Source organism: Pseudomonas sp. Marseille-QA0892 (assembly GCF_054950135.1).
In genome coordinates, this window is record NZ_CM143104.1 from 2554703 (window position 1) to 2577902 (window position 23200).

Consider the following 23200-nt stretch of genomic DNA (forward strand, 5'->3'; position numbering starts at 1 on the left):
CGATCAACACCACAACGATAGCGCCGTTTTGACGAAAGCGACATGGGCTCCCGGCTGGCCATAAAAAAAGCGACTGCCTTTCGGCAATCGCTTTTCCTTGCGAAGCAGCGTCGGTTAGAGCGACTTCTCGAGCTCCGGAATCGCTTCGAAGAGGTCCGCGACCAGGCCATAATCGGCGACTTGGAAGATCGGCGCCTCTTCGTCCTTGTTGATCGCAACGATAACCTTCGAGTCCTTCATGCCGGCCAGGTGCTGGATGGCACCCGAGATACCCACCGCAATATAAAGCTGCGGCGCGACGATCTTGCCTGTTTGGCCAACTTGCATGTCGTTCGGGACGAAGCCGGCGTCGACAGCAGCGCGCGAGGCACCGACGGCAGCGCCAAGCTTGTCTGCGAGCGAATACAGGTGGCTGAAGTTGTCACCGTTCTGCATGCCACGACCACCAGAAACGACGATCTTGGCACCCGCCAGCTCAGGGCGATCGGACTTAGCCAGTTCTTCGCCAACGAAGCTGGACGTGCCCGCATCGCCAGTACCCGAAACCGGTTCGATGGCCGCGGAGCCGCCTTCGGCCGCGACTGCGTCAAAGCCAGTGGTACGGACGGTAACGACCTTGACCGGCGCGGTGGACTGAACGGTCGCGATCGCGTTGCCCGCATAGATTGGGCGCTTGAAGGTGTCAGCGCTCTCTACGGCGATGATCTCGGAGAGCTGGTCGACATCCAGCTGTGCAGCAACGCGCGGCATGTAGTTCTTGCCGTTGGTAGTCGCGGCAGCCAGGATGTGGCTGTACTCACTGCCGAGGCCAGCGATCAGCGTGCCGAGGTTTTCAGGAAGCTGGTGGGCGTATGCTGCATCGTCTGCAACTCGAACCTTGCTTACGCCTGCGATACGAGCTGCCGCTTCGGCTACGGCACCAACGCCCTCGCCTGCAACCAGCACATGAATATCGCCGCCAATTTTCTGAGCTGCCGCTACGGTGTTCAGCGTTGCAGGTACCAGCGCACCGTTCGTATGTTCTGCAATTACCAGGACAGTCATCAGATCACCTTCGCTTCGTTCTTCAGCTTTTCAACCAGTTCCGCCACGGAGCCCACCTTTACACCGGCGCTGCGGGCGGCAGGCGCTTCAACTTTCAGCGTCTTCACAGTGGATGTCAGGCTGACGCCGAGCGCGTCCGGAGACAGCGTCTCAAGCGGCTTCTTCTTGGCCTTCATGATATTCGGCAACGATGCGTAACGCGGCTCATTGAGACGCAGATCGGTCGTGACGATCGCAGGAAGCTTGAGCGCTACGGTCTGCAGGCCGCCGTCGATTTCGCGAGTGACTTTCAGTGACTCGCCTTCCACTTCGACCTTGGAAGCGAACGTTCCCTGAGGCATGCCGGTCAACGCACCGAGCATCTGGCCGGTCTGGTTGTTGTCGGTGTCGATGGATTGCTTGCCCAGGATGACCAATTGTGGCTGCTCTTTCTCGACAACTGCCTTCAGTACCTTGGCTACGCCAAGCGAGGTAACTTCCTCGGCCGATTCAACCAGGATGCCGCGGTCTGCGCCTAGCGCCAACGCGGTGCGGAGCTGCTCCTGCGCCTGGCTCGGCCCGATGGATACCACGACGATCTCACTGGCGATGCCTTTTTCCTTGAGGCGAACCGCCTCTTCTACAGCGATCTCGCAGAACGGGTTCATCGACATCTTGACGTTGGCGAGATCGACACCGGAATTATCCGCCTTCACGCGAACTTTCACGTTGTAGTCGACCACGCGTTTGACAGCTACAAGAACCTTCATGGATTCCTCATTATCTTCCGGTGAATGAAGTCCGCGGGCCTGGCCTTCGCGGGCCTTGCAGATCGGCCGGAACCGACTGCCGAAATCGGGGGTGCAAGGGACGCGTCATGTTGAACGCCGTGTCAGGCACGGTCAATAAGAACGGCTCCCAACCTGCTCCTGCCATCTACTCTAACAGGGCCCATGAAATTCAAACAAACGTTCGTATTGGACCCTTTTTTCTGCCTCTATATAATGCACCACTTTAAAGGGCCACGGACCGGCCACATTAATCAATAAAGCCTGAGGAGACCGTTCGTGGAACGCGAATACATGGAATTCGACGTGGTCATCGTCGGTGCTGGGCCCTCGGGCCTGTCCGCCGCATGCCGCCTCAAACAGAAAGCTGCCGAAAACAACCAGGACATCAGTGTCTGCGTGGTCGAAAAAGGTTCCGAAGTCGGCGCTCACATTCTGTCGGGCGCCGTATTCGAACCCCGAGCGCTCGATGAACTGTTCCCGAACTGGAAAGAGCTGGGCGCTCCACTGAACACCCCAGTGAAGCGCGACGATATCTATCTGCTCAAGGACGCCGATTCAGCCACCAAGGTGCCGAACTTCTTCGTTCCGAAACCCATGCACAACGAGGGAAACTACATCATTTCCCTCGGCAACCTGTGCCGCTGGCTGGCGCAGCAGGCTGAAGGCCTCGGCGTCGAGATCTATCCCGGATTCGCCGCCCAGGAAGCGCTGATTGACGAGAATGGGGTTGTAAAAGGCATCGTCACCGGTGACATGGGTGTCGATCGCGAAGGTAACCCGAAGCAAGGCGTCTACACGCCTGGAATGGAACTTCGAGCCAAATACACGCTGTTTGCCGAAGGCTGCCGTGGCCATATAGGCAAACAACTTGGCAAGCGCTACAACCTCGCGTCCGAGGCCGATCCTCAGCACTACGGTATCGGTATCAAGGAACTGTGGGAGATTGACCCAGCCAAGCACGAGCAAGGGTTGGTCATTCATACCTCCGGCTGGCCTCTGAACAAGGAAAACCCAGGTGGCTCGTTCCTCTACCACCTTGAGAACAATCAGGTCGTAGTCGGCCTGATCGTCGATCTTGCCTATAGCAACCCGTTCCTTTCGCCATTCGACGAGTTCCAGCGGTACAAGCATCATCCGGTGGTCCGTCAGTATCTAGAGGGCGGAAAGCGTATCTCCTACGGCGCCCGCGCCTTGGTAAAGGGCGGCTTCAATTCCCTGCCGAAAATGGTTTTCCCGGGCGGCGCTTTGGTGGGCTGCGATCTCGGCACACTGAATGCGGCCAAGATCAAGGGCAGCCATACGGCCATGAAGTCCGGGATGCTGGCTGCCGACGCCATCGTGGAAGCGTTAGCGGCTGGCCGTGAGGGTGATGAGCTTGCGGGCTATGTCGATGGCTTCAAGGCCAGCTGGCTCTATCAGGAGCTGTACGCGACCCGCAACTTTGGCCCCGCCATGCACAAGTTCGGTCCGGTAATGGGGCCTGCCTTCAGCTTCGTCGAGCATAACCTGTTCGGTGGCAAGCTACCCTTCACGCTTCATGACGTAAGCAAAGACCACGAAACGCTGAAGAAGGCGAGCGAGGCCACACGTATCGAGTATCCGAAGCCCGATGGAGTGATCAGCTTCGACAAACTTTCATCGGTGTTCCTCTCCAACACTAACCATGAGGAGGATCAGCCTGTCCATCTGAAGCTGACCGACCCGAGCATACCGATCGAGCGCAACCTGCCGCTTTACGACGAGCCCGCACAGCGTTACTGCCCGGCAGGCGTGTATGAAGTGGTTGCCAACGACGATGGCAGCAAGCGTTTCCAGATCAACGCACAGAACTGCGTGCACTGTAAAACGTGCGACATCAAAGATCCTGCGCAGAACATTACATGGGTTGCCCCCGAGGGAACCGGCGGGCCTAACTATCCCAACATGTGATGTAAACGAGAAAAGGGCCCGCAGGGGCCCTTTTCCATAGGGTGCCGACTCACTCGGCCGGCATGCGACCGACCGGGAAGAAACAGCCACCACTCCAGACCCCTAGCCAGCATTCCCCGTCGATATCTTGGGGTACGGCCAACTCAACGAGCCGATAAAATACGTTACGGTGGATCAACGCTTCCAGATTAGCGCGAACGTGGAGATACGGGGACGGCTCACCTGTAAGGTCTGCCTGCTCCACACGGATCGCGTGATCGGCGCCGGCCGTTACCTGGTCTTCCACGTTCGTGATAAAGGTTAGAACCTGCTGCTCACCTGAGCCATCGACATGCACATCCACCGCCACGAAGGGTGCGTCGTCGACTGAGATGCCAACCTTCTCGACCGGGGTGACCAGAAAATACCGATCCCCGTCGCGACGAATGATGGTCGAGAATAGCCGCACCATCGGCTTACGCCCTATAGGTGTCCCCAGATAGAACCACGTGCCATCGCGTGCGATACGCATATCGATGTCACCACAAAAAGGCGGGTTCCAGGTATGAACGGGCGGCAAACCCTTCCCGTTAGGCACATGGGCTAATAGGTCTTCGGTCTTGGCTGGTTCGTGCATGGCAATCTCCTAGCGACCCAGCCCCAGGAGCCGGCGTGCATATTCGCGCAGAGGTGGCCCCAGGATATCTTCAGGTCGCTTGTCATATAGCGTGAGCAAACCGCCGCGGCTGCGGATACGCGCCGAATCGATCAGGTGCCGGGTACTGGTCTCGATGAGCATCAACTGAACGACACCGCGATCGGTACCTAGTCTATCGACCGCTTCCTGATCCACCCATTCATCCCAGGTGCCGATACGATCGTCCGCACTGGCGAACCTTGTGTACAAGAGGTAGTGCGCTCCGGCGTCGCGGGCACCCGCCAATGCTTCTTCAAGGCCGATTGGCGCAGGCGCCCGGCGCACCATCGGGAAATACTCCACAAAGCCATTGAAGGCTTCCTCGGCCACGACGTTCGGCCGGGGATATCGGCTGCCCGGCGGCGCGAAATGGCTCTGCGCAATAAAGATGAACGAGTCCGGCTGAAGTCTCCAGCCGGCCGAGCGTTTGATTTCGCCGTGATCCAGCAGCCCGGCGTCGCTCATCTGTGCACGGGTGGCTTCCGCCATATCGCTGACGCTCATGCATCCCGATAGGGCCAAGATGACAAGACCGAGAATGATGCTTCGCATACGGGCTCCCTAAAACGACGGTTTGTTGCCAATGGGCAGGCAGGATGCAGCTTCTGCGCCAGCCTTCAAGAATCCCGGCGCCGTCGATTTCCCATACGGACACCAATGTCCATGAGGAATTGGGTAAATCCCTCCTGATCCTTGATCACTTCGCGCCAAAACGGCGAGTGGTGAAGCGCCACGGCACCATGCACCAATGCCCAGGCGGCGCAGTAATGGAAGTATGGAGGGACATCTTCGAGCTTGCCTTCGTCGATTCGGCCTTCGATCAGCTGAGTCAGCCGTTCGAAATTAGAGGCACGGATACCATGTAGCTCGTCCACCAGGTCAGGCACCTGGTTAGCCTTTACAACCTTCTCCTCGAGCCGATCGAAGAGCAGGTATCGCTGCGGGTCGCGCATGCGGAATTCAAAATAGGCACGCGACAATGCTTCGCGGTCCCTATCCAGTTCACTGGACATCAACAACGCGTTCAATTCACGCTCATAATCAAGCATCAGCCGCAGGTATATCTCGGCCTTGGATTTGAAGTGCTTGTAGATGGTGCCCTTACCGATGCCCACTTCATCAGCGATCATCTCAACGGTAACGGCGTCTTCTCCCCTTTCAAGGAAAAGTGCCAGGGCAATCTGCAGTATTTCCTGTTCGCGGCGACGAAATTCACGAACCTTGCGGGATTCTTTCTGCATGGCAGGAACGGGATCGTTGTGAATGTGGGCTCATTATGCCCGATCAGTCACAAATCGCACGAAATGTCCGCCGCCATTCCCGCCAGCAAGGAAACTACTAGCCAGCCCTGCTGAAGAGCCTACGGAAGTTTTCCCCGGTCTGAGCGGCGAAGGCCTCGTAGCTGACGCCACGAAGCGTCGCGACGAACTCGGCAACGTCGCGCACATATTCAGGTAGATTCGGCTTCCCCCGATGCGGGATGGGCGCCAGGTAGGGAGAGTCCGTCTCTACCAACAGACGATCGTGGGGTACCTTGCGGGCCACGTCTCGCAGGGAGTCGGCATTACGGAAGGTCACAATGCCGGAGAGCGATATGTAGAAGCCGATATCCAGCGCTGCCTTGGCCATGTCCCAATCTTCGGTAAAGCAGTGCAGGACACCTGCATTTGGAAGCGCCGCTTCCCTAAGCAAGGCGAGTGTGTCCGCACGTGCTTCTCGGGTATGAACCACAACAGGAAGTCCCGTTTCGCGGGCGACATCCAGGTGCAATGCGAACGCAGCCTGCTGAGCCGGCGCAGAATCCGCATCATAGTGATAGTCGAGCCCCGTTTCGCCGATTGCCGCGACGCGTGGGTGGCTGGCCGTTTCAACGAGCCACTCCCGAGATAGCTGGTCTCTACTCTCGGTCAGGTCCAACGGGTGGACCCCGACGGCGCAAAAGACATCGGCGTATTGATCAGCGATGCCTTTCACAGCTTCGGCATTACCTGCGCTTACGCCGATACACAAAAACCGCTCTACGCCACGGGCGCGAGCGGCTTCCAGTGCCTTGTCGAGCGAGCCGTCATGTTTGGAAAGATCAAGTCTGTCGAGATGACAGTGAGAGTCGACAAGCATCTGAACAGGTATCCAACGTATTACATCGTGTGCGTGGGGCGGTCCGACCGGAGAGCACCGGCCAGATAGGTCTCGATCTTGTCCCGAGCGGTCGTATCGGCGTCACTGAACTGGACGCCTATACCCGCAGCCCGGTTCCCCTGCGCGCCCTTGGGAGTCACCCAGATGACCTTTGCTGCAACCGGTATCTTGTCCGGCTCATCCATCAGGTTCAGCAGCAGGAACACTTCGTCGCCAAGGCGATAGTTCTTGGCGGTCGGGATGAACAACCCGCCGTTTTTAACGAACGGCATATAAGCGGCGTACAGCACCGACTTGTCCTTTATCGTCAAAGACAGAATGCCGTTACGCGGCCCGAGATTGGGAGGCAGATTCATAGCAATTTCCACACATGCAGTGACCGCATGTTAACGCGTGCGGGGCAGGCTTGCCCATTGGACCAGAAGCGCTTCGAGAAGCAGGGCACGGTTCAGGTTCGCCTTGCCCAATATCTTCTGGCGATGCGCAATGAGCCATTCCTGTAGACTCAACACGCGCTCCATCGGGGCCTTGTCGCCAAGGTATTGAACGACCTTTGCCATATCTTCGCCGCCCAGCTCCGCTTCGTCGCGGGTAAGCTGGAATCTGAGGATCGCCTGGCACCAGTCACAGCACCAGTCGAACAGCAGCATAAGCGGTATGGCATTCCAGCTTTCCGCCAACTGGCTCGGCGTTGACTGCTGTTTGAGCACTTTCTTGATGCCCTCCACCACGGCCGCTCGCTGCTCCAGCCCACCCGCTCGGTATAGAGCAGCCGCGCGTAAAGGAGAACCGCCGACCAGGGAAAGAAGATCATGGCACTGGCCTTCCGAACACTCTTCCAGCTCACTTTGTAGCCACCGCGCGGCTTCGTGTGGCTTCGGCACCGGGCATGCCTGCTGCACACAGCGACTTTTGATTGTCGGCAGCAGTCGACTGAGCTGATGAGTGATGAGAATCAGCACAGTATCGCCAGAAGGCTCTTCAAGACTTTTTAGCAACGCATTTGCAGCGTTCAGGTTCATCGACTCGGCAGGCTCAAGCAGTACAACCTTTCGACGTCCGAGCTGAGCCGTCTGCACAACGAAGTCGACGAGTTCCCGGACTTGATCAACCCGTATGGCCTTGTCTTCCTCTTCCGGCTCGATGACAAAATTATCAGGGTGGGTGCCTGCCGCAATAAGGTGGCAGGATTTGCACTGGCCACAAGGCTGGCGATCTGCCGGGCTGTGACAGAGCAGCAATGCCATCAGACGGTCTGCAAACAAGCGCTTTCCGATCCCGGCAGGGCCGTGAAGCAGATACGCATGTGCATGCCGCTCGCGACTCGCCAGGCTAGCCCAGGTAGCGGCCTGCCAAGGCAGCAGATCAGGCACGTAGACGCCCCCGGATCATTGGCACGAGGGTATCGAGGTGCCGCTGGACGTCAGCAAGCGGCTGCGCAGCATCGAGCACGCTATATCGATCCGAATCGAGCGACGCGCGTTGGAGGTAACACTGCCGAACAGCTTCGAAAAACGCCTGTCCTTCCTGCTCGAAACGGTCCAACTGGCCTCGCGCGGCTGCACGCGACAATCCGACCTCGACCGGCAGATCGAACACCAGGGTCAGGTCTGGTACACGGTCACCTTGTACAAACTGTTCCAGCGCGGCGATCCGCTCGACAGGTACGCCACGGCCTCCGCCTTGATAGGCGTAGGTCGCATCGGTAAACCGATCGCAGATCACGATTTCCCCACGTGCAAGCGCAGGCTCGATGACACGAGCGAGATGCTGCGCACGAGCGGCAAACATCAGCAGAAGCTCAGTGTCGACCGCCATAGGTTCGTCACTCGGCGAAAGCAGAATTTCTCGAATACGTTCGGCGGTCGGCGTTCCGCCAGGCTCCCGGGTAAGGCAGACCGTCAGGCCGACGGCGCGCAGTTGTGCCGCGAGATACTCCCGGTTGGTACTTTTACCAGCGCCCTCTGGGCCTTCCAGGGTGATGAACAAACCACTCATTCGGAATCTGCCTCGGTAGAAGCCGCCGGTGCCGGGCTTGATCGATAATCGGAGCGCCGCTTGAGCTGATAATCGCGAACAGCCTGATTGTGCGCATCCAGCGTGTCAGAGAACACATGGCTGCCATCACCACGCGCGACGAAGTACAGGCTGTCACCCGGTTCCGGGTGAAGCGCCGCATGAATGGATTCCCGTCCGACGGCCGCGATTGGCGTGGGCGGCAACCCGGCATTGGTGTATGTGTTGTAGGGCGTCGGCGCACGCAGATCAGCGCGCGTGATCCGTCCCTGATAACGCTCTCCCATTCCATAGATGACAGTCGGGTCGGTCTGGAGGAGCATGCCTTTGGCTAGCCGTCGAACGAAGACACCTGCGATCTGACCGCGCTCCTGCGGTACACCGGTTTCCTTCTCGATGAGCGAAGCCATGATGAGCGCTTCATAGGCATCCTTGTAGGGCAGATTCTCAGCCCGCTGCGCCCACTCTTCCTCTAGGATGCGCGTGAGGCGTTGTTGCGCCTGTCGCAGGATGTCTGCATCGCTCACGCCGCGAACATAACGGTAGGTGTCCGGAAAAAACCTGCCTTCGGGGTGCTTCCCCTCAAGCCCGACTCGCGCCATAACGGCAGCGTCATCGAGCCCAGCCAAGGTTTGTTCGAGCTTGGGCTGAGCCGCCAATGCCGCTCGAATCTGACGAAAGCTCCATCCCTCAACCAGCGTCAACGTATATTGCACCACTTCCCCGCGCTGCCAGGCACTGAACAGATCTGCCACGGTCTGGCCTGGCACGAGCCTGTATTCACCGGTGTGGAGCGAATGATCAGCGAGACGGAATCGCCAGTACAGTTTCAACAGAAACGCATCGCCGATGATGTCGTCCGCCTCGAGCTGACGGAGAATCCCCCCGGGCGTTGCACCTTTGGGAACGTCCAACAACCGCTCTTCCGAAATCTGCAGCGGCTGGGTAAGCATGGCGTGCTGTTTCCAGGCGACCAGTCCGATGCCAACGATCACCAACAGACACAGCCCAACAAACACCTTGAACAGCTTTCGAATCACGCGCCTGTATCCAGCAACTGGTGAGAGAGGCCTTGCATTTTACGGGTCAGTGGCCCTACGGACCATCGTTTACCCTTAAATTCCGTAACGGGCCATATCCCGACCACGCTGTTGCAAACGAAAACTTCCTGAACCGCCAAAAGGGTCTCCAGCGAGATTTCACGGACCTCGCAGCGGATTCCGCATGCGGACGCTGCATCGATCAGAGCGTTACGCATGACGCCTTCGACGCCACAACGGGAAAGCGACGGCGTTACAAGCGTGCCATCCTCAACCATGAAGAGATTGGTGAATACACCTTCTATGACGAGTCCTTCCGCATCTCGAACGAGGCCCTCGGCGAATCGCTCGTCGGACCACTCGGCACGTGCCAGCACCTGCTCCAGTCGGTTGAGATGCTTGAGCCCCGCCAACATTGGCTGGTGCGCAAGGCGTGTATTGCAGGGAAACAGCGCGACCCCCTGCTCTGCATTGCGCGCCGGGTAGCTGGGAAGCGGTGACGCCGTAAGTATACGGCGAGGCGTTGCGGGAATCGGTACCGCATAGCCCCGCTTTCCATCGCCGCGGGTATAGGTGAGCTTGATGACGCCCTCCCCGACCACGTGTGCAAAGCGATTGAGCTCATCGTGCATGGCCGCCACATCGAAGGGCAGGTAGAGCCGCTCGCATCCAGCGCGCAATCGCGCCAGGTGCTGCTGCATTAGCGTAGCGCGCCCATCGCGCACAAGGACGGTTTCGAACAAACCGTCCCCATACGCAAGACCTCGATCGCCGACGGGGATCCGATCGACAGCAAGGCCATCGACCCAGGTCAGCATTAGCCAGCGAACCGCCGGAAAATCAGACTGCCGTTGGTCCCGCCGAAACCGAACGAGTTCGACAGCACGGCCTCGATCGGCATTTGCCTCGCAGTATGCGGTACGAAGTCCAGATCACAACCGTCGCCTGGCTCGTCCAGATTGATCGTCGGCGGTGCGACCTGGTCACGCAGCGCAAGCACACTGAAGATGGCCTCGACAGCGCCCGCAGCGCCCAGCAAATGACCTGTCATCGATTTGGTCGAGCTTACCGCCAGCTTATAGGCATGGTCCTCGAAAACGGCCTTGATGGCGCGCGCCTCCGCGACGTCACCCGCTGGCGTGGAGGTACCATGCGCGTTGATGTACTGGATGGCATCAGGCGGCAGCTGCGCATCCTTCAGCGCATTGCTGATGCAGCGGCGTGCACCCGCACCGTCTTCCGGTGGTGCTGTCATGTGAAATGCGTCGCCACTCATGCCAAAGCCTACGAGTTCGGCCAGGATATTGGCGCCTCGCGCCTTCGCGTGCTCGAGCTCCTCAAGCACCAGGATGCCTGCCCCGTCACCGAGCACGAAGCCATCACGATCCTTGTCCCACGGGCGGCTTGCCTTGACCGGGTCGTCGTTGCGCGTCGACATCGCTCTAGCCGCAGCGAATCCGCCGATACCCAAGCCACAGGAAGCCATTTCCGAGCCGCCGGCGATCATCACGTCAGCTTCGCCATAGGCAATATTGCGTGCTGCCATTCCGATACTGTGCGTGCCGGTCGTGCAGGCGGTCGCCACCGAATAGTTCGGTCCCTGAAGCCCGAGGTGGATCGACAGGAAGCCGGACACCATATTAATGATCGAACCGGGTACGAAGAACGGTGAGATACGGCGCGGCCCCTGATCGGCCAGGGCCTTGCAGTTATTCTCGATGTTGGTGAGCCCGCCAATCCCGGAACCAATTGCAATACCGATACGCTCTCGGTTTGCGTCGGTGACTTCGAGACCCGAATCAGCCACGGCCTGAAAACTAGCCGCGAGCCCGTACTGGATGAACAGGTCCAGCTTGCGTGCTTCCTTCGCCGACAGATACTGCTCGACATCGAAGCCCTTGACCGAGCCTCCAAAGCGGGTAGCGAACGCCGAAACGTCCATGTGTTCGATGGTGGCGATACCACTCCGACCATCCAGGATGCCAGCCCAAGTGCTGGCGACATCATTACCCAGCGGGGAAACCATCCCCATGCCGGTAACTACGACGCGTCTACGCGACACAAATGCTCTCCTCATCAGCACATGTTCCGGTGCGATTCAGCTCGACACGAAACACCTGGGCTCTTTGACGGTCAGTACGAACGTACGAGAAGTGATCTTATCAATTACCGGCCGCCTCGAGACATGCGACAGGCGTAAGCGACCCACGCGGGCCTGAGGCCGATCGCGCCAAACAAAAAACCGCACGCCCTGGCAAGGCAAGGCAGTGCGGTTGTACCGGTCGGGAATCCGACGATTACATCATTGCGCGTGGGCGTTGATGTAATCGATAGCTTCCTGAACAGTGGTGATCTTCTCGGCTTGTTCGTCCGGGATCTCGGTCTCGAATTCCTCTTCCAGAGCCATCACGAGCTCAACGGTATCAAGGGAGTCGGCACCCAGGTCCTCAACGAAGGAAGCGCTGTTGGTCACTTCCTCTTCCTTGACGCCCAATTGCTCGGCGACGATCTTCTTGACACGTTCTTCGATGGTGCTCATACCTTGTTTTCACTCCTAATGGAAAAATCCGTGCAGCCGGGGCAGCAGTGTATAGAAAGGGTTTTCCAACTTTCAAGCTGAGCCCCATCGAACCAACCGTGCCTTCGGCTACACCAATCGTCCCCGCAACACGGGGAAGCTGATTCACATATACAAACCACCGTTCACCGGTATGGTAGCACCTGTGATGTAACCTGCGTCATCCGAAGCCAGGAAGGCTACGGCCTTTGCAATCTCCTCGGGCTGGCCGAGGCGATCCAGAGGGATGCCTGCCAGCAACTGTGCGCGATGCTCTTCGCCCAACTCGCGGGTCATGTCGGTATCGATAAACCCGGGCGCAACGGTATTCACCGTTACCGCACGAGAGCCCAACTCACGTGCAAGCGCGCGGCTATAACCCTCTACGCCTGCCTTGGCGGCCGCGTAATTGGCCTGGCCAACGTTACCCATGGCTCCAACGACTGACCCGATATTGACGATCCGACCCCAGCGTGCCTTGGTCATGCCGCGAAGGACAGCCTTGGTCATGCGGTACATACTATTCAGGTTCGTATCGATGACGCTGAACCATTCATCGTCTTTCATGCGCAGCATCAGGTTATCGCGTGTGATACCGGCATTGTTGACCAGGATCAGAGGAGCGCCAAATTCCTTCTGAATACGCTCGAGAACGGCCGAAACGGAGTCGTCACGACTCACATCAAGTGTCATGCCGGCGCCTTTTATTCCATGCTGCTCGAGGGTCTGGGCGATGGCAGCCGCGCCCGAATCGGATGTCGCGGTCCCGATCACCACGGCACCCTTACGGCCGAGCTCGAGCGCGATTGCTTGTCCGATACCGCGGCTCGCACCCGTGACCAGGGCGACTTTGCCTTGCAATTCCATAGTGTTCCCTTACTCGTTCAACAGTGCACTACGCGCTGCCGCGAAGACGTCAGGCGTATCAAGATTGAAAGTTTCCACGCCCTTGACGCAGCGCTTGTTCAAACCCGACAGCACCCGTCCGGGGCCGCATTCTACCAGAGCCGTGACGCCTTGCTGCTGCAGGCACACCATTGATTCAACCCAGCGAACCGGGCTGTACAACTGAGCTACCAGATTGGCCTTCACGCGATCTGCGTCGCTAGCGATAGCGGCATCGACGTTCTGTACCAATGGCACCTTCGGCGCCTGCCAGTCGATTGCCGTCAACGCATCAGCGAAACGCTCCGCGGCCGGGCGCATAAGATCACAGTGGGACGGCACACTCACCGGCAGAGGCAGTGCCCGCTTGGCACCTTTGGCCTTGCACGCCTCGATCGCCCGCTCCACAGCCGCAGCGACCCCAGCGATGACGACCTGCCCAGGCGCATTGAAATTGACGGCACTAACGACCTCACCTTGCGACGCTTCGGCGCACGCAGCCAACACATCAGCGTCCTCCAGACCGAGAATCGCCGCCATCCCGCCCTGCCCCTGGGGTACGGCCGCCTGCATCAACTGTCCACGTAATTCAACGAGTTTTACAGCTGCAGCAAACGGAAGGCTTTCGGCAGCGACCAATGCGGAGTACTCACCCAGGCTATGGCCCGCCACGTATTGCGCACCGGGACCGCCCTCGGCATTCCAGAGACGCCAAAGTGCGACGGACGCAGCAAGAATTGCTGGCTGGGTTTTGTCGGTCTGATTAAGGTTTTCAGCAGGACCGTTCTGGGCCAGCGCCCATAGGTCGTAACCCAGTGCGTCAGAGGCTTCCTCGAATGTCTGCTGGATCAGCGGATAGTGTGCCGCCTGATCGGCCAGCATGCCTACAGCCTGGGAACCCTGCCCGGGAAAGACGAATGCAATGGATGAGCTCATCGATCTTCTCTTTCTAGCGTCGACTAAAAAATGCGACCGTTCACGACGGATCGCCCAACACGGCGCCAAGCCGGTCACTTACGCGACGAGGCAATCCCTCATCGATCTCACGCACGGCACGGCGAATGGCACTGGCGTAACCCTGCTCCCCCGCCGAGCCGTGACTCTTTATCACAATACCCTTAAGGCCAAGCAAACTGGCACCGTTATGACGAGCAGGGGCCAATTCCTCTTGGAGCTGCCTAAGCAGCGGCAGTGCCACCCCGCCAATGACCCGTGCCGACAGCGACTGATTGAATACGGAACGCAAGCGCTCCGAGATCATACCCGCCAGGCCTTCGCTCGCCTTTAAAAGCGCATTGCCCACAAACCCATCGCATACAACGACATCGGCCTTGCCTTTGTAGAGATCATCACCCTCGACGAACCCTATGTAGTTCAACGCGCCCGACCGTTCGAGCAACTCCGCAGCCAGGCGAACCTGTAGATTCCCCTTGCCTGGCTCTGCACCCACGTTCAGCAACGCCACTCGCGGCCTGGAACAGCCGGATGTCTCTACGGCCACAGCTCCCATTACCGCGAACTGGTAAAGCTGCTCCGGTGTGCAGTCGACATTCGCACCCAGATCCAGTACATGACACGGTTCGGCCCGCGTCGGTATAGCCGCCATCATGGCTGGTCGGTCGACACCCGGCAGCATGGTCAATACCTGCCGAGACAACGCCATCAGCGCCCCGGTATTACCCCCACTGACGCATGCCGCGCTTCTTCCGTCACGCACGAGCTCCAATGCGACCCGCATTGAGGCGTCAGGCTTGCTTCGCAGGACGGCAGAAGGCCGGTCGCCCATCCCTACCACTTCACTGGCATGCACAATCTCCAGACGTGAGTAATCAACGCCGGGACACTGGGCGGTAAGCTCTTTCAGGAGTTGGGAGTGGCCGACAAGGACCAGATGAAGCGAAGGGATTTCGGCCAGGCATACAGCGCAAGCCGGAACAATGCAGTGGGGACCGAAGTCCCCACCCATTGCATCGATGGCGATGACCGGGACTGACAAATTACTCGTCAGCGCCCTTGTCGATCACTTTGCGACCACGGTAGAAACCGTCTGGGGAGACGTGGTGGCGCAGGTGGACTTCGCCAGTGCTCTTCTCGACAGACAGAGCATTGGGGGTGAGCGCATCGTGCGAACGACGCATGTCACGTGCGGAACGGGACTTTTTGTTCTGCTGAACAGCCATAATTCATTAACTCCTAACCGTTTGGGTCACGCTTCAACTGCGCCAGTACGCTGAACGGGTTGGACCGCTTAACCTCGTCCTCGCTCGGCTCAGGCTCGTCGAGACCTGCCGGCTGCTGGCAATCTTCCGGATCGTGGACCGGCACGATCGGCAAGGCGAGCAACAACTCATCCTCAACCAACGTCAGCAGATCCAGGGGTTCTTCGCCTACTTCCAATGTGTCATAGGCTTTGGGCACCGACTGCTCGGAGCCCGGCCATACCACAACGTATGTATATTCGCCGTGGATTGGCAGTGCGGCCACATCGAGGCACCGCTGACATATCATCCTGACCTCGGTCTCCAGCACGCCACGCATCAAGGGAGCGCCGAGCTCGTCCCGTTCGAACGTGAAGCTCGCATGGACATCGCCGACGGTATCGACTAGCTGCGCAGAGAGACGCTCAAACCGCGACAGCGGCAGCGAACCTTGGAGGGACGCACCGCGGTCCGCCAGCTTGCGCGGATCAACGTGAGGTGGAATCGGGCCATTCAACATAGGCGCGGTATTCTATGGACGCCCCCTGGCGCTGTCAAAGAAAATCCCCAAGGCACATGCAATCGGCGCCGAATGGCAGTATCGCCTATTCGGCCTTGCATGCTCCCCCTTGATCGAGGCGTTTATGAAAAACCTTATTCTGGCATCCAGCTCGCCCTATCGCCGCGAGCTGCTACAGCGGCTGCATATCCCCTTTCAGCATGCTTCACCCGAGGTGGACGAAGAGCGACTACCACACGAACCGGGACGGGACATGGTGGCACGGCTCGCCGAGCAAAAAGCGAAGGCACTGGCCGACCGCTTTCCGAACCACTTGATTATCGGCTCGGATCAGGCAGCTATCCTAGGCGATGAAGTGCTGGGCAAACCCCATACCCATGCGCGCGCAGCGGAACAACTTCGAGCAGCCAGCGGGCAAAGCGTACGCTTCGAAACGGGCCTCGCACTTCTCAATACCTCTACCGGCCGGATTCAACGCGACACAATCACCTTTACCGTCCACTTTCGCGAACTGGACGAGACGATAATCGATCGCTATCTGCGAGCCGAGTCCCCCCTCGACTGCGCAGGAAGCTTCAAGGCAGAAGGACTAGGTATCGCCCTTTTCAGCAGCATGGAAGGCAGCGACATGACCAGTCTGATCGGGCTTCCCCTTATCAGACTGGTCGATATGCTGCTAGAGGAAGGCGTTCAGGTACCGTGACGCTCTTTAGTCACCGCAGCGACGGGCCGGAGAAGCCGGTCCAGATCGCGATGTTTTCTGCAACGCTCGCGCCCAGGCGCTTCGCGAACCGATCCAGGGGAGATTCCTCGATTGTATAATCGACAATATTCTCCTCGCCGATTACGTCTCGCGCCACCTGACTTGAGCTACCCAGCCCATCGATCAGACCCAGCGCCAGCGCCTGCTCGCCCGACCATACAAGCCCGGAAAACAGTTCCGGATGATCCGCGTCCTTCAAACGATCTCCCCTGCCCTGCTTCACGCTGGCTATGAATTGCTTGTGGGTTGTTTCAAGAACCTGCTGCCAGAAGCGTGCCTCTTCTTCCTTTGGCGGCTGGAATGGATCAAGGAAGGCCTTGTGCTCCCCGGCGGTATAAACGCGCCGGTCGACGCCGAGCTTATCCATGGCACCGACGAAGCCAAAACCTGCTGCAGTGACCCCTATGGACCCAACCAGACTTGCCTTGTCGGCATAGATCTGGTCCGCGGCGCTTGCAATGTAATAGGCACCGGAAGCCCCCAGATCCGTGATGACGGCGTAGACCTTGGTGTCTGGGTGCAGCGCACGCAAGCGCCGGATCTCGTCGTATATATAGCCAGACTGAACCGGGCTACCGCCGGGGCTGTTTATGCGAAGGATCACACCGCGCGCGCCAGGATCATCGAACGCTTTGCGCAGGCTGCCGACAATATTGTCCGCGCTGGCGCGAGTATCACTTGCGATTTGGCCACGCACTTCAATCAGCGCCGTGTGCGGTTCACCACTACCGCCACTGCCGGACGACAGGCTGAACAGCGGCGATATCAGAAACACAGCCACGAAGAGATAGGCGAAGGTCAGCAACTTGAAGAAAATACCCCAGCGCCGCGCGCGTCGCTGCTCTCGAATTCCCGCAAGTAGGGTTTTCTCCAGAAGCTTCCAGCTTTTGGCGTCCCCGTTCTCTGGTGGCGCCTTCCATTCATCCGACATGTTCGTTCAATCCCCTGGACTGCTGTGGACACATCAACCAATCGGTCAATGCCGAAAACTGGTCGATAACCCGGGTAGGCCGCGCCGCCTGGAGCCGCTCGGCTGGCTGCGCACCATAGGTGACGGCAATCGAGCGCATTCCCGCCCTGTGGGCCATCTCCAGGTCAAATAGCGAATCGCCCACCATCACCGCCCGAGATGCCGGCACGTCGCAGTACGACAGTATTTCATGGAGCATGCGTGGATCGGGCTTGCCCGCGGACTCATCGGCGCAACGCGTGACATCGAAAAATCGGGTCCAGCCGTGCTGCGCCAGGACCCGATCCAACCCTCGACGGCTCTTGCCTGTTGCCACCGCCATGCGATAACCCGCCTCCGCGTACGCAGAAAGAGCATCCGCAACCCCGGGAAACAATGGGGACGGCTGTACCGTATCAGCCTCCAGGTAATGGGCGCCGTAGGCAATAATGAAGGGTGCCAGCAGATCCTGATGCAAGTCCGGGTGAACCATACGGATCGCTTCATCGAGCGACATACCAATGATCGCTCGGACTGCGTCCGCACCGGCAGGCGCAATCCCGCAATCGAGCGCTGCTGACCGCATGGCGGCCACGATACGCGGCACCGAGTCACACAGCGTGCCGTCCCAATCGAAGATCAACAACTCGACGTCACGCATCAAGCCGCTCCAGTGTCTCCACCCAAATCTCATCCACGGGCGCCTCCAGCGACAATGCTTCGCCATCCGGCAGTGTGATGACGAGCGCGTGCGCATGCAGGAACAGGCGCTTGCCACCCAAATCCCTGATCTCGCGGGTGAAGTCGTCGTCGCCGTACTTGGAGTCCCCTGCAATTGGATGACCCGCATACTTGGCATGCACGCGAATCTGGTGGGTTCGACCGGTGACCGGGCTCGCTTCCACGAGGGTCGCAAACTCGCCAAACCGCCGAACGACCCGAAACGTTGTCAACGCTTCCTTACCCTCGGCGCTCACCTCGACCATCCGCTCGCCTGAGCGAAGGTTGCTCTTCTGCAACGGCGCATGGACCTGCTTACGCGAGGCAGGCCAACTGCCGCGGACCAGCGCGTAATAGCGCTTATCCACCCCATCGCCGCGCAACGCTTCGTGAAGATGACGAAGCATGCTGCGCTTCTTAGCGACCATCAGCAGCCCTGACGTATCGCGATCCAAACGGTGAACCAGTTCGAGCTCCCGGCACTCGGGGCGTAGTTGACGCATTGCCTCGATCACGCCAAAGCTCAACCCGCTTCCACCATGCACGGCAATGCCAGCCGGCTTGTTCAGAACGAGCAGACCCTTGTCTTCGTATACGATTGACGCTTCGAGCCGCTGCAACAGCGCCTTTGCCACCGGCACCGGCTCGCCCGCCTCAGCCAGCCGCATGGGTGGGACACGAACGATATCACCGGCCTGGAGTTTGTATTCAGGCTTGATGCGTCCCTTGTTTACCCGCACCTCTCCCTTACGAAGAACGCGATAGATCAACGTCTTCGGCGCACCCTTGAGCTGGGTTTTCAGGAAGTTATCGATGCGCTGGCCCGCATACTCGGGTGCCACTTGAATGAACTGCACGCCCTGCCCCGCCTGGGTATCAGTCGCCATGCACCCTCCATCGGCAGCTGATATCGACGGGCTGCGCCTTGGCGCCAGCCGAGCTTGCCCGACAGGACAGTGCTCTATGCAGATGGATCAAATCCTTCTCCTTCTTGAAGCCACACCGCTGGAGACCGCAAATCGCACGGGCTGCGATCCGTTTGGAAGGCCTCTACGGCGGCCCCGGAGCATAGCAATTTCAGCTATTTGAAGCACTTAAATATTACTGTTATAGTCGCGAACGCCGCTTGACGCGGCCCGCACGGAAGCCCGGCTCACGCCGTCCCGAGCAGATTGCTACAGTTCAATCCGGACGTAAGGCCGTCCCCTCGGTGCTCCGCCAAAAGCGATGAGCAGCCCGAAAAACCAGAGCCTGACTCGTGATGCGCAGCCTTGAAGAGGCCGCGAATTTTAATAAAACCCGCTCCGGATTCAGTGAGCGGCACCCGATTTTCAAGGGTTACGTGCAGGTGGAGATGCACGGAGCCGCTTGCGTGAGCGATAAGACGCTCGAGACGCGCTTGTCCCGTCCGCAACCGGTGTTCGATTCCTCCTCCTGATCCTGTGCTTGCGTAGTGCAACAGCAAGCAGGAGACGTCGTCGCGATCCGCCATTCGATGGGGGATTTTGCTAGACACTGAAGCGGCGTGCCGCTTCTGACGCACACCTGACACGACCGCGAGAGTCGTGTGTGCCGATCGTTGTTTCCGGTAGCCCGGAAACCGTTGGTAACACATGAAAAGAATGCTGATTAACGCAACTCAACCCGAAGAGTTGCGTGTTGCCCTCGTAGACGGCCAGCGCCTGTACGACCTCGATATCGAGTCTGGTGCACGCGAGCAGAAGAAGGCCAATATCTACAAGGGCCGTATCACCCGCATCGAGCCCAGCCTCGAAGCCGCCTTCGTCGATTTCGGCGCCGAGCGTCACGGCTTCCTCCCCCTCAAGGAAATTTCCAGGGAATACTTCAAGAAGTCTCCCGAAGGCCGGGTAAACATCAAGGACGTACTCTCCGAAGGCCAGGAAGTCATCATCCAGGTCGAGAAGGAAGAGCGCGGCAACAAGGGTGCAGCCCTCACCACCTTCATCAGTCTCGCAGGACGCTACCTCGTCCTAATGCCAAATAACCCTCGCGCAGGCGGCATCTCGCGGCGCATCGAGGGTGAAGAGCGGAACGAGCTTCGTGAGGCCTTGAATGGTCTCGACGCCCCGGCCGACATGGGCCTTATCGTTCGCACGGCAGGCCTCGGCCGCAGCAGCGAAGAGCTGCAATGGGACCTCGACTACCTTCTGCAACTGTGGACCGCCATCAAGGACGCTTCGCAGGATCGCGCCGCGCCCTTCCTGATCTACCAGGAATCCAACGTCATCATCCGGGCCATTCGCGACTACCTGCGCCAGGACATCGGCGAGGTTCTGGTCGACAGCGTCGACGCGCAGGAAGAAGCACTCAGCTTCATCCGCCAGGTGATGCCGCAATATCAGAACAAGATCAAGCTGTACCAGGACAGCGTTCCGCTGTTCAACCGCTTCCAGATTGAAAGCCAGATCGAGACAGCCTTCCAGCGTGAGGTGAAGCTCCCGTCCGGCGGCTCGATCGTCATCGACCCCACCGAAGCGCTCGTATCCATCGACATCAACTCGGCGCGCGCGACCAAAGGTGGCGACATCGAAGAGACTGCGTTGCAGACCAACCTCGAAGCAGCTGAAGAGATCGCGCGGCAGCTGCGTCTGCGCGACATTGGCGGCTTGATCGTCATCGACTTCATCGACATGACGCCCGCCAAGAATCAGCGCGCAGTCGAAGACAAGATGCGCGAAGCTCTCGAGGCCGATCGCGCTCGCGTCCAGATTGGTCGCATCTCGCGCTTTGGCCTGCTCGAAATGTCCCGTCAGCGCTTGCGTCCGTCGCTGCGTGAAACCAGCGGCATTGTTTGCCCACGCTGCAATGGTCAAGGGATCATCCGCGATGTGGAATCCCTGTCACTCGCGATCCTCCGTCTTATCGAAGAAGAGGCGCTCAAGGACCGGACTGCGGAAGTACGCGCGCGCGTGCCATTCCAGGTGGCTGCGTTCCTGCTGAACGAGAAGCGCAACGCGATCACCAAGATCGAGCTACGCACCCGTGCACGCATTTTCATCCTTCCAGATGACCACTTGGAAACTCCGAACTTCGAAGTGCAGCGCCTTCGCGACGACAGCCCCGAAGTCATCTCCGGTCAATCCAGCTACGAAATGGCGCCGATCGAGACCGAAGAAGTACAACCCATCAGCTCGACGCGCACCCTGGTTCGCCAGGAAGCCGCCGTCAAGACAGCACCCGAGCGCACAACGCCTGCACCTGCCGCTGCCGAACCCGCCGCCGCGGCGCCGCTTTCGCCTGCAACGTCAGCCTCCGAGCCCAGTCTATTCAAGGGCCTGGTGAAATCGCTGATAAGCATATTTGCGGGTAAGCAGCCGGAAGCCGCTCAGCCTGCCGAGAAAGAAGAGCCTACCGAGCGACCGAACCGTAGCAACGAGCGCCGGAACGGCCGTCAGCAGAATCGTCGCCGCGACAGCCGCCGCGATGATGAGCGCAAACCACGTGAAGACCGCCAGCCGCGCGAAGCACGCGATAATCGCGAGCCCCGTGATGCTCAGGAAGGCCGCAAGCCACGCGGCGAGCGCCCAAGCCGTGAACTGCGCGAGCCTCGTGAAGAGCGCCAGAGCGAGCGCGCACCGCGAGAGGAACGGCAGCCACGCGAGGAGCGCCAGGCGCGCGAAGAACGCGCCCCTCGTGAGGAGCGCCCTGCGCGTGAAGACCGTCAGCCCCGGGACAGTGCAGAGCGTCCCGAAGGCGGCCGTCGCGGCCGTGGCGAACGTCAACGCGAGCTGAGAGAGCCGCTTCCAGAGACCAACGAAGAGATCAAGGATCAGGAAGAGCTGGCGGACGATAGCCAGGAAACGATCGATGGCGAGCGTCCGCGCCGCCGTTCGCGTGGGCAGCGCCGTCGTAGCAACCGCCGTGACCGTCAGCGTGATTCGTCCGATGAAGCAAACGATGCGAACGCTGAGGGCCAGCCGAACGAATCGACTGATATCCCGGCATCCGAAACCTCGGTCGCCGCTGCGGCGACTATCGCTGCCGCCTCCGTGGCTGCCGAAGATTCCGCCGTCGAAAAGACACCTAACGTTGCAAGCCAGATCGACGCAGCGCTTGAGGCATCTGAGCAAAAGCCTGCCGCAGTCATGGCCGCGGACACTGATCGCCCTCGAGAAGCGGCAGTCGACGCTACAGAGGAAATCGCAGCAGTTGAGTCGATCGAGACGCCGAAGGCCGAGACACCGCGTGAGGTGACAGCGCCCAAAGCCGAGGTCAACGTAACCGAAGTTGCCGCCATCGAAGCATCTGCGGCCGTTGCAGAGCCTGTAGCAGCCGAGCAGAAGCCGGTCGTCGAAGCGAAGGCGGAAGCAACCGAAGTGCCAGAGGCCCGCAACGCAGCGGAGCCCGAAGCTGCCGCCCCGTCACCTGCTGTCACTACTGGTGGTCGTGCACCGAACGATCCTCGTGAAGTTCGTCGTCGTCAGCGGGAAGCCGAGCGCCTGGCGCGCGAAGCAGCCGAAGCAGTCGAAGCAGTCGAAGCAGTCGAAGCCTCCGAATCGACCAAGAGCGAACCGGCTAGCCCAATGATTGCGAGCGAAGCAGCAAGTGAATCGGTTTCTCAGCCGGTTCAGGCCATCGAGCCGGCACCAGCCGAGGTGATTGTCGAGCCGGTTAGCGACAGCCAGCCAGTGGCGGATGAGATCGAACAGATCGCCTCCCTGGCGAGCAGCAGCGTCCGTGAGGAGCAACCTGCCAGGGAAGAAGCTCCGGAGGTTGAATCGGCTAAAGTGGATACACCAGCCGACTCAACCCAGGCAACTGGTGATCTGCGTGACGATGAGGATGACCACGATCGTTTGAAGCGTGATGAAGCCATCACTACTTCGGACAACAAGCCTAACGCCTGATGGTGTGGTAACAAAAAAGGGATGCCATGGGCATCCCTTTTTTTGGCCGCGAGTTAAGTATCAGATGGGCTCGTACATCAGGCGCTTCCGCCTATCGTCGGCTGCAAGCGAGCAACCCAACTGGCA

24 protein-coding genes are annotated in these 23200 nt (G+C 59.3%); 3 read left to right on the forward strand and 21 right to left on the reverse strand.

What is annotated here, in order from left to right; translation table 11 throughout:
* Positions 1-114: 114 nt before the first annotated feature.
* Both ACY8D3_RS11850 and ACY8D3_RS11855 read right to left on the reverse strand, forming a co-directional pair.
* The gene (locus tag ACY8D3_RS11850; RefSeq protein ID WP_462378981.1) at positions 115-1044 is read right to left on the reverse strand and encodes an electron transfer flavoprotein subunit alpha/FixB family protein; all 930 of its coding nucleotides are present in this window, start codon (positions 1042-1044) and stop codon (positions 115-117) included.
* Positions 1044-1793: an electron transfer flavoprotein subunit beta/FixA family protein gene (locus ACY8D3_RS11855; protein WP_462378982.1), complete on the reverse strand. Its 750-nt coding sequence runs from the start codon at positions 1791-1793 to the stop codon at positions 1044-1046. Before ACY8D3_RS11855 ends, ACY8D3_RS11850 begins: the two co-directional genes overlap by 1 nt.
* 297 nt (positions 1794-2090) lie before the next feature.
* On the opposite strand from ACY8D3_RS11855, the gene ACY8D3_RS11860 reads away from it, so the two are divergent.
* On the forward strand, positions 2091-3743 hold the full coding sequence (locus ACY8D3_RS11860; RefSeq protein WP_462378983.1) for an electron transfer flavoprotein-ubiquinone oxidoreductase: 1653 nt from the start codon (positions 2091-2093) through the stop codon (positions 3741-3743).
* Between the two features lie 49 nt (positions 3744-3792).
* Here ACY8D3_RS11860 and ACY8D3_RS11865 read toward each other — a convergent pair whose 3' ends face one another.
* The 16 genes from ACY8D3_RS11865 to ACY8D3_RS11940 form a co-directional block, all read right to left on the reverse strand.
* Positions 3793-4359 (reverse strand): DUF1285 domain-containing protein, encoded by a 567-nt coding sequence (locus ACY8D3_RS11865; RefSeq protein WP_462378984.1) that lies wholly within the window; start codon positions 4357-4359, stop codon positions 3793-3795.
* 9 nt (positions 4360-4368) lie between these two features.
* A complete protein-coding gene (locus ACY8D3_RS11870) occupies positions 4369-4971 on the reverse strand; it encodes a DUF4823 domain-containing protein (protein ID WP_462378985.1) in 603 nt (200 codons plus the stop codon).
* Between the two features lie 65 nt (positions 4972-5036).
* Positions 5037-5660 (reverse strand): TetR/AcrR family transcriptional regulator, encoded by a 624-nt coding sequence (locus ACY8D3_RS11875; RefSeq protein ID WP_462378986.1) that lies wholly within the window; start codon positions 5658-5660, stop codon positions 5037-5039.
* Between the two features lie 97 nt (positions 5661-5757).
* Complete coding sequence (locus ACY8D3_RS11880) at positions 5758-6537, reverse strand: TatD family hydrolase (protein WP_462378987.1); 780 nt, start codon at positions 6535-6537, stop codon at positions 5758-5760.
* A 20-nt stretch (positions 6538-6557) separates the two neighbouring features.
* Positions 6558-6914 (reverse strand): PilZ domain-containing protein, encoded by a 357-nt coding sequence (locus ACY8D3_RS11885; protein ID WP_462378988.1) that lies wholly within the window; start codon positions 6912-6914, stop codon positions 6558-6560.
* Between the two features lie 30 nt (positions 6915-6944).
* On the reverse strand, positions 6945-7931 hold the full coding sequence (locus ACY8D3_RS11890) for a DNA polymerase III subunit delta' (RefSeq protein WP_462378989.1): 987 nt from the start codon (positions 7929-7931) through the stop codon (positions 6945-6947).
* Positions 7924-8556 (reverse strand): dTMP kinase, encoded by a 633-nt coding sequence (tmk, locus tag ACY8D3_RS11895; RefSeq protein WP_462378990.1) that lies wholly within the window; start codon positions 8554-8556, stop codon positions 7924-7926. The genes ACY8D3_RS11890 and tmk overlap by 8 nt, the downstream gene beginning before the upstream one ends.
* Positions 8553-9614, reverse strand: coding sequence for an endolytic transglycosylase MltG (mltG, locus tag ACY8D3_RS11900; RefSeq protein WP_462378991.1), 1062 nt, complete (start codon positions 9612-9614; stop codon positions 8553-8555). Before mltG ends, tmk begins: the two co-directional genes overlap by 4 nt.
* Entirely contained in the window at positions 9611-10432 is an 822-nt protein-coding gene (pabC, locus tag ACY8D3_RS11905; protein ID WP_462378992.1) for an aminodeoxychorismate lyase, read from the reverse strand. Before pabC ends, mltG begins: the two co-directional genes overlap by 4 nt.
* On the reverse strand, positions 10432-11676 hold the full coding sequence (gene fabF, locus ACY8D3_RS11910; protein ID WP_462378993.1) for a beta-ketoacyl-ACP synthase II: 1245 nt from the start codon (positions 11674-11676) through the stop codon (positions 10432-10434). The genes pabC and fabF overlap by 1 nt, the downstream gene beginning before the upstream one ends.
* A gap of 240 nt (positions 11677-11916) precedes the next feature.
* A complete protein-coding gene (gene acpP, locus ACY8D3_RS11915; RefSeq protein ID WP_003283670.1) occupies positions 11917-12153 on the reverse strand; it encodes an acyl carrier protein in 237 nt (78 codons plus the stop codon).
* A 144-nt stretch (positions 12154-12297) separates the two neighbouring features.
* Positions 12298-13038 (reverse strand): 3-oxoacyl-ACP reductase FabG, encoded by a 741-nt coding sequence (gene fabG / locus ACY8D3_RS11920; protein WP_462378994.1) that lies wholly within the window; start codon positions 13036-13038, stop codon positions 12298-12300.
* Positions 13039-13047: 9 nt separating this feature from the next.
* Positions 13048-13992: an ACP S-malonyltransferase gene (gene fabD, locus ACY8D3_RS11925; protein ID WP_462378995.1), complete on the reverse strand. Its 945-nt coding sequence runs from the start codon at positions 13990-13992 to the stop codon at positions 13048-13050.
* A 40-nt stretch (positions 13993-14032) separates the two neighbouring features.
* A complete protein-coding gene (plsX, locus tag ACY8D3_RS11930) occupies positions 14033-15052 on the reverse strand; it encodes a phosphate acyltransferase PlsX (RefSeq protein WP_462378996.1) in 1020 nt (339 codons plus the stop codon).
* Position 15053: 1 nt separating this feature from the next.
* Complete coding sequence (gene rpmF / locus ACY8D3_RS11935) at positions 15054-15236, reverse strand: 50S ribosomal protein L32 (RefSeq protein WP_462378997.1); 183 nt, start codon at positions 15234-15236, stop codon at positions 15054-15056.
* 13 nt (positions 15237-15249) lie between these two features.
* Entirely contained in the window at positions 15250-15774 is a 525-nt protein-coding gene (locus ACY8D3_RS11940) for a YceD family protein (protein ID WP_462378998.1), read from the reverse strand.
* Between the two features lie 124 nt (positions 15775-15898).
* Between ACY8D3_RS11940 and ACY8D3_RS11945 the strand changes: the two genes are divergently transcribed.
* Positions 15899-16477: a Maf family protein gene (locus tag ACY8D3_RS11945; RefSeq protein WP_462378999.1), complete on the forward strand. Its 579-nt coding sequence runs from the start codon at positions 15899-15901 to the stop codon at positions 16475-16477.
* A gap of 10 nt (positions 16478-16487) precedes the next feature.
* Here the strand turns inward: ACY8D3_RS11945 and ACY8D3_RS11950 are convergent, their stop codons facing one another.
* Genes ACY8D3_RS11950 through rluC form a run of 3 tightly spaced genes read right to left on the reverse strand, consistent with a single transcriptional unit; the run spans position 16488 to position 19093 of the window.
* Positions 16488-17468 (reverse strand): S49 family peptidase, encoded by a 981-nt coding sequence (locus tag ACY8D3_RS11950; RefSeq protein ID WP_462379000.1) that lies wholly within the window; start codon positions 17466-17468, stop codon positions 16488-16490.
* Positions 17458-18147 carry an HAD-IIIA family hydrolase gene (locus ACY8D3_RS11955; RefSeq protein ID WP_462379001.1) on the reverse strand — a complete coding sequence of 230 codons (690 nt, stop codon included), beginning with the start codon at positions 18145-18147 and terminating at the stop codon, positions 17458-17460. The genes ACY8D3_RS11950 and ACY8D3_RS11955 overlap by 11 nt, the downstream gene beginning before the upstream one ends.
* Positions 18140-19093 (reverse strand): 23S rRNA pseudouridine(955/2504/2580) synthase RluC, encoded by a 954-nt coding sequence (gene rluC / locus ACY8D3_RS11960; protein ID WP_462379002.1) that lies wholly within the window; start codon positions 19091-19093, stop codon positions 18140-18142. The genes ACY8D3_RS11955 and rluC overlap by 8 nt, the downstream gene beginning before the upstream one ends.
* A 726-nt stretch (positions 19094-19819) precedes the next feature.
* Here rluC and rne point away from each other — a divergent pair.
* Positions 19820-23074, forward strand: a complete 3255-nt coding sequence (gene rne / locus ACY8D3_RS11965; protein ID WP_462379003.1) for a ribonuclease E — start codon at positions 19820-19822, stop codon at positions 23072-23074.
* Positions 23075-23200: the final 126 nt, after the last annotated feature.

Excerpts from the sequence above, each read along its gene's own strand:
- ACY8D3_RS11955 (WP_462379001.1), bottom strand. The coding sequence starts at position 18,147 with ATGCGTGACGTCGAGTTGTTGATCTTCGATTGGGACGGCACGCTGTGT.
- ACY8D3_RS11950 (WP_462379000.1), bottom strand. The coding sequence starts at position 17,468 with ATGTCGGATGAATGGAAGGCGCCACCAGAGAACGGGGACGCCAAAAGC.
- ACY8D3_RS11945 (WP_462378999.1), top strand. The coding sequence starts at position 15,899 with ATGAAAAACCTTATTCTGGCATCCAGCTCGCCCTATCGCCGCGAGCTG.
- ACY8D3_RS11875 (WP_462378986.1), bottom strand. The coding sequence starts at position 5,660 with ATGCAGAAAGAATCCCGCAAGGTTCGTGAATTTCGTCGCCGCGAACAG.
- rne (WP_462379003.1), top strand. The coding sequence starts at position 19,820 with ATGAAAAGAATGCTGATTAACGCAACTCAACCCGAAGAGTTGCGTGTT.
- ACY8D3_RS11885 (WP_462378988.1), bottom strand. The coding sequence starts at position 6,914 with ATGAATCTGCCTCCCAATCTCGGGCCGCGTAACGGCATTCTGTCTTTG.
- acpP (WP_003283670.1), bottom strand. The coding sequence starts at position 12,153 with ATGAGCACCATCGAAGAACGTGTCAAGAAGATCGTCGCCGAGCAATTG.
- ACY8D3_RS11850 (WP_462378981.1), bottom strand. The coding sequence starts at position 1,044 with ATGACTGTCCTGGTAATTGCAGAACATACGAACGGTGCGCTGGTACCT.
- ACY8D3_RS11855 (WP_462378982.1), bottom strand. The coding sequence starts at position 1,793 with ATGAAGGTTCTTGTAGCTGTCAAACGCGTGGTCGACTACAACGTGAAA.
- tmk (WP_462378990.1), bottom strand. The coding sequence starts at position 8,556 with ATGAGTGGTTTGTTCATCACCCTGGAAGGCCCAGAGGGCGCTGGTAAA.
- fabG (WP_462378994.1), bottom strand. The coding sequence starts at position 13,038 with ATGGAATTGCAAGGCAAAGTCGCCCTGGTCACGGGTGCGAGCCGCGGT.
- fabD (WP_462378995.1), bottom strand. The coding sequence starts at position 13,992 with ATGAGCTCATCCATTGCATTCGTCTTTCCCGGGCAGGGTTCCCAGGCT.
- ACY8D3_RS11880 (WP_462378987.1), bottom strand. The coding sequence starts at position 6,537 with ATGCTTGTCGACTCTCACTGTCATCTCGACAGACTTGATCTTTCCAAA.
- ACY8D3_RS11940 (WP_462378998.1), bottom strand. The coding sequence starts at position 15,774 with ATGTTGAATGGCCCGATTCCACCTCACGTTGATCCGCGCAAGCTGGCG.
- rluC (WP_462379002.1), bottom strand. The coding sequence starts at position 19,093 with ATGGCGACTGATACCCAGGCGGGGCAGGGCGTGCAGTTCATTCAAGTG.
- ACY8D3_RS11870 (WP_462378985.1), bottom strand. The coding sequence starts at position 4,971 with ATGCGAAGCATCATTCTCGGTCTTGTCATCTTGGCCCTATCGGGATGC.
- ACY8D3_RS11865 (WP_462378984.1), bottom strand. The coding sequence starts at position 4,359 with ATGCACGAACCAGCCAAGACCGAAGACCTATTAGCCCATGTGCCTAAC.
- pabC (WP_462378992.1), bottom strand. The coding sequence starts at position 10,432 with ATGCTGACCTGGGTCGATGGCCTTGCTGTCGATCGGATCCCCGTCGGC.
- rpmF (WP_462378997.1), bottom strand. The coding sequence starts at position 15,236 with ATGGCTGTTCAGCAGAACAAAAAGTCCCGTTCCGCACGTGACATGCGT.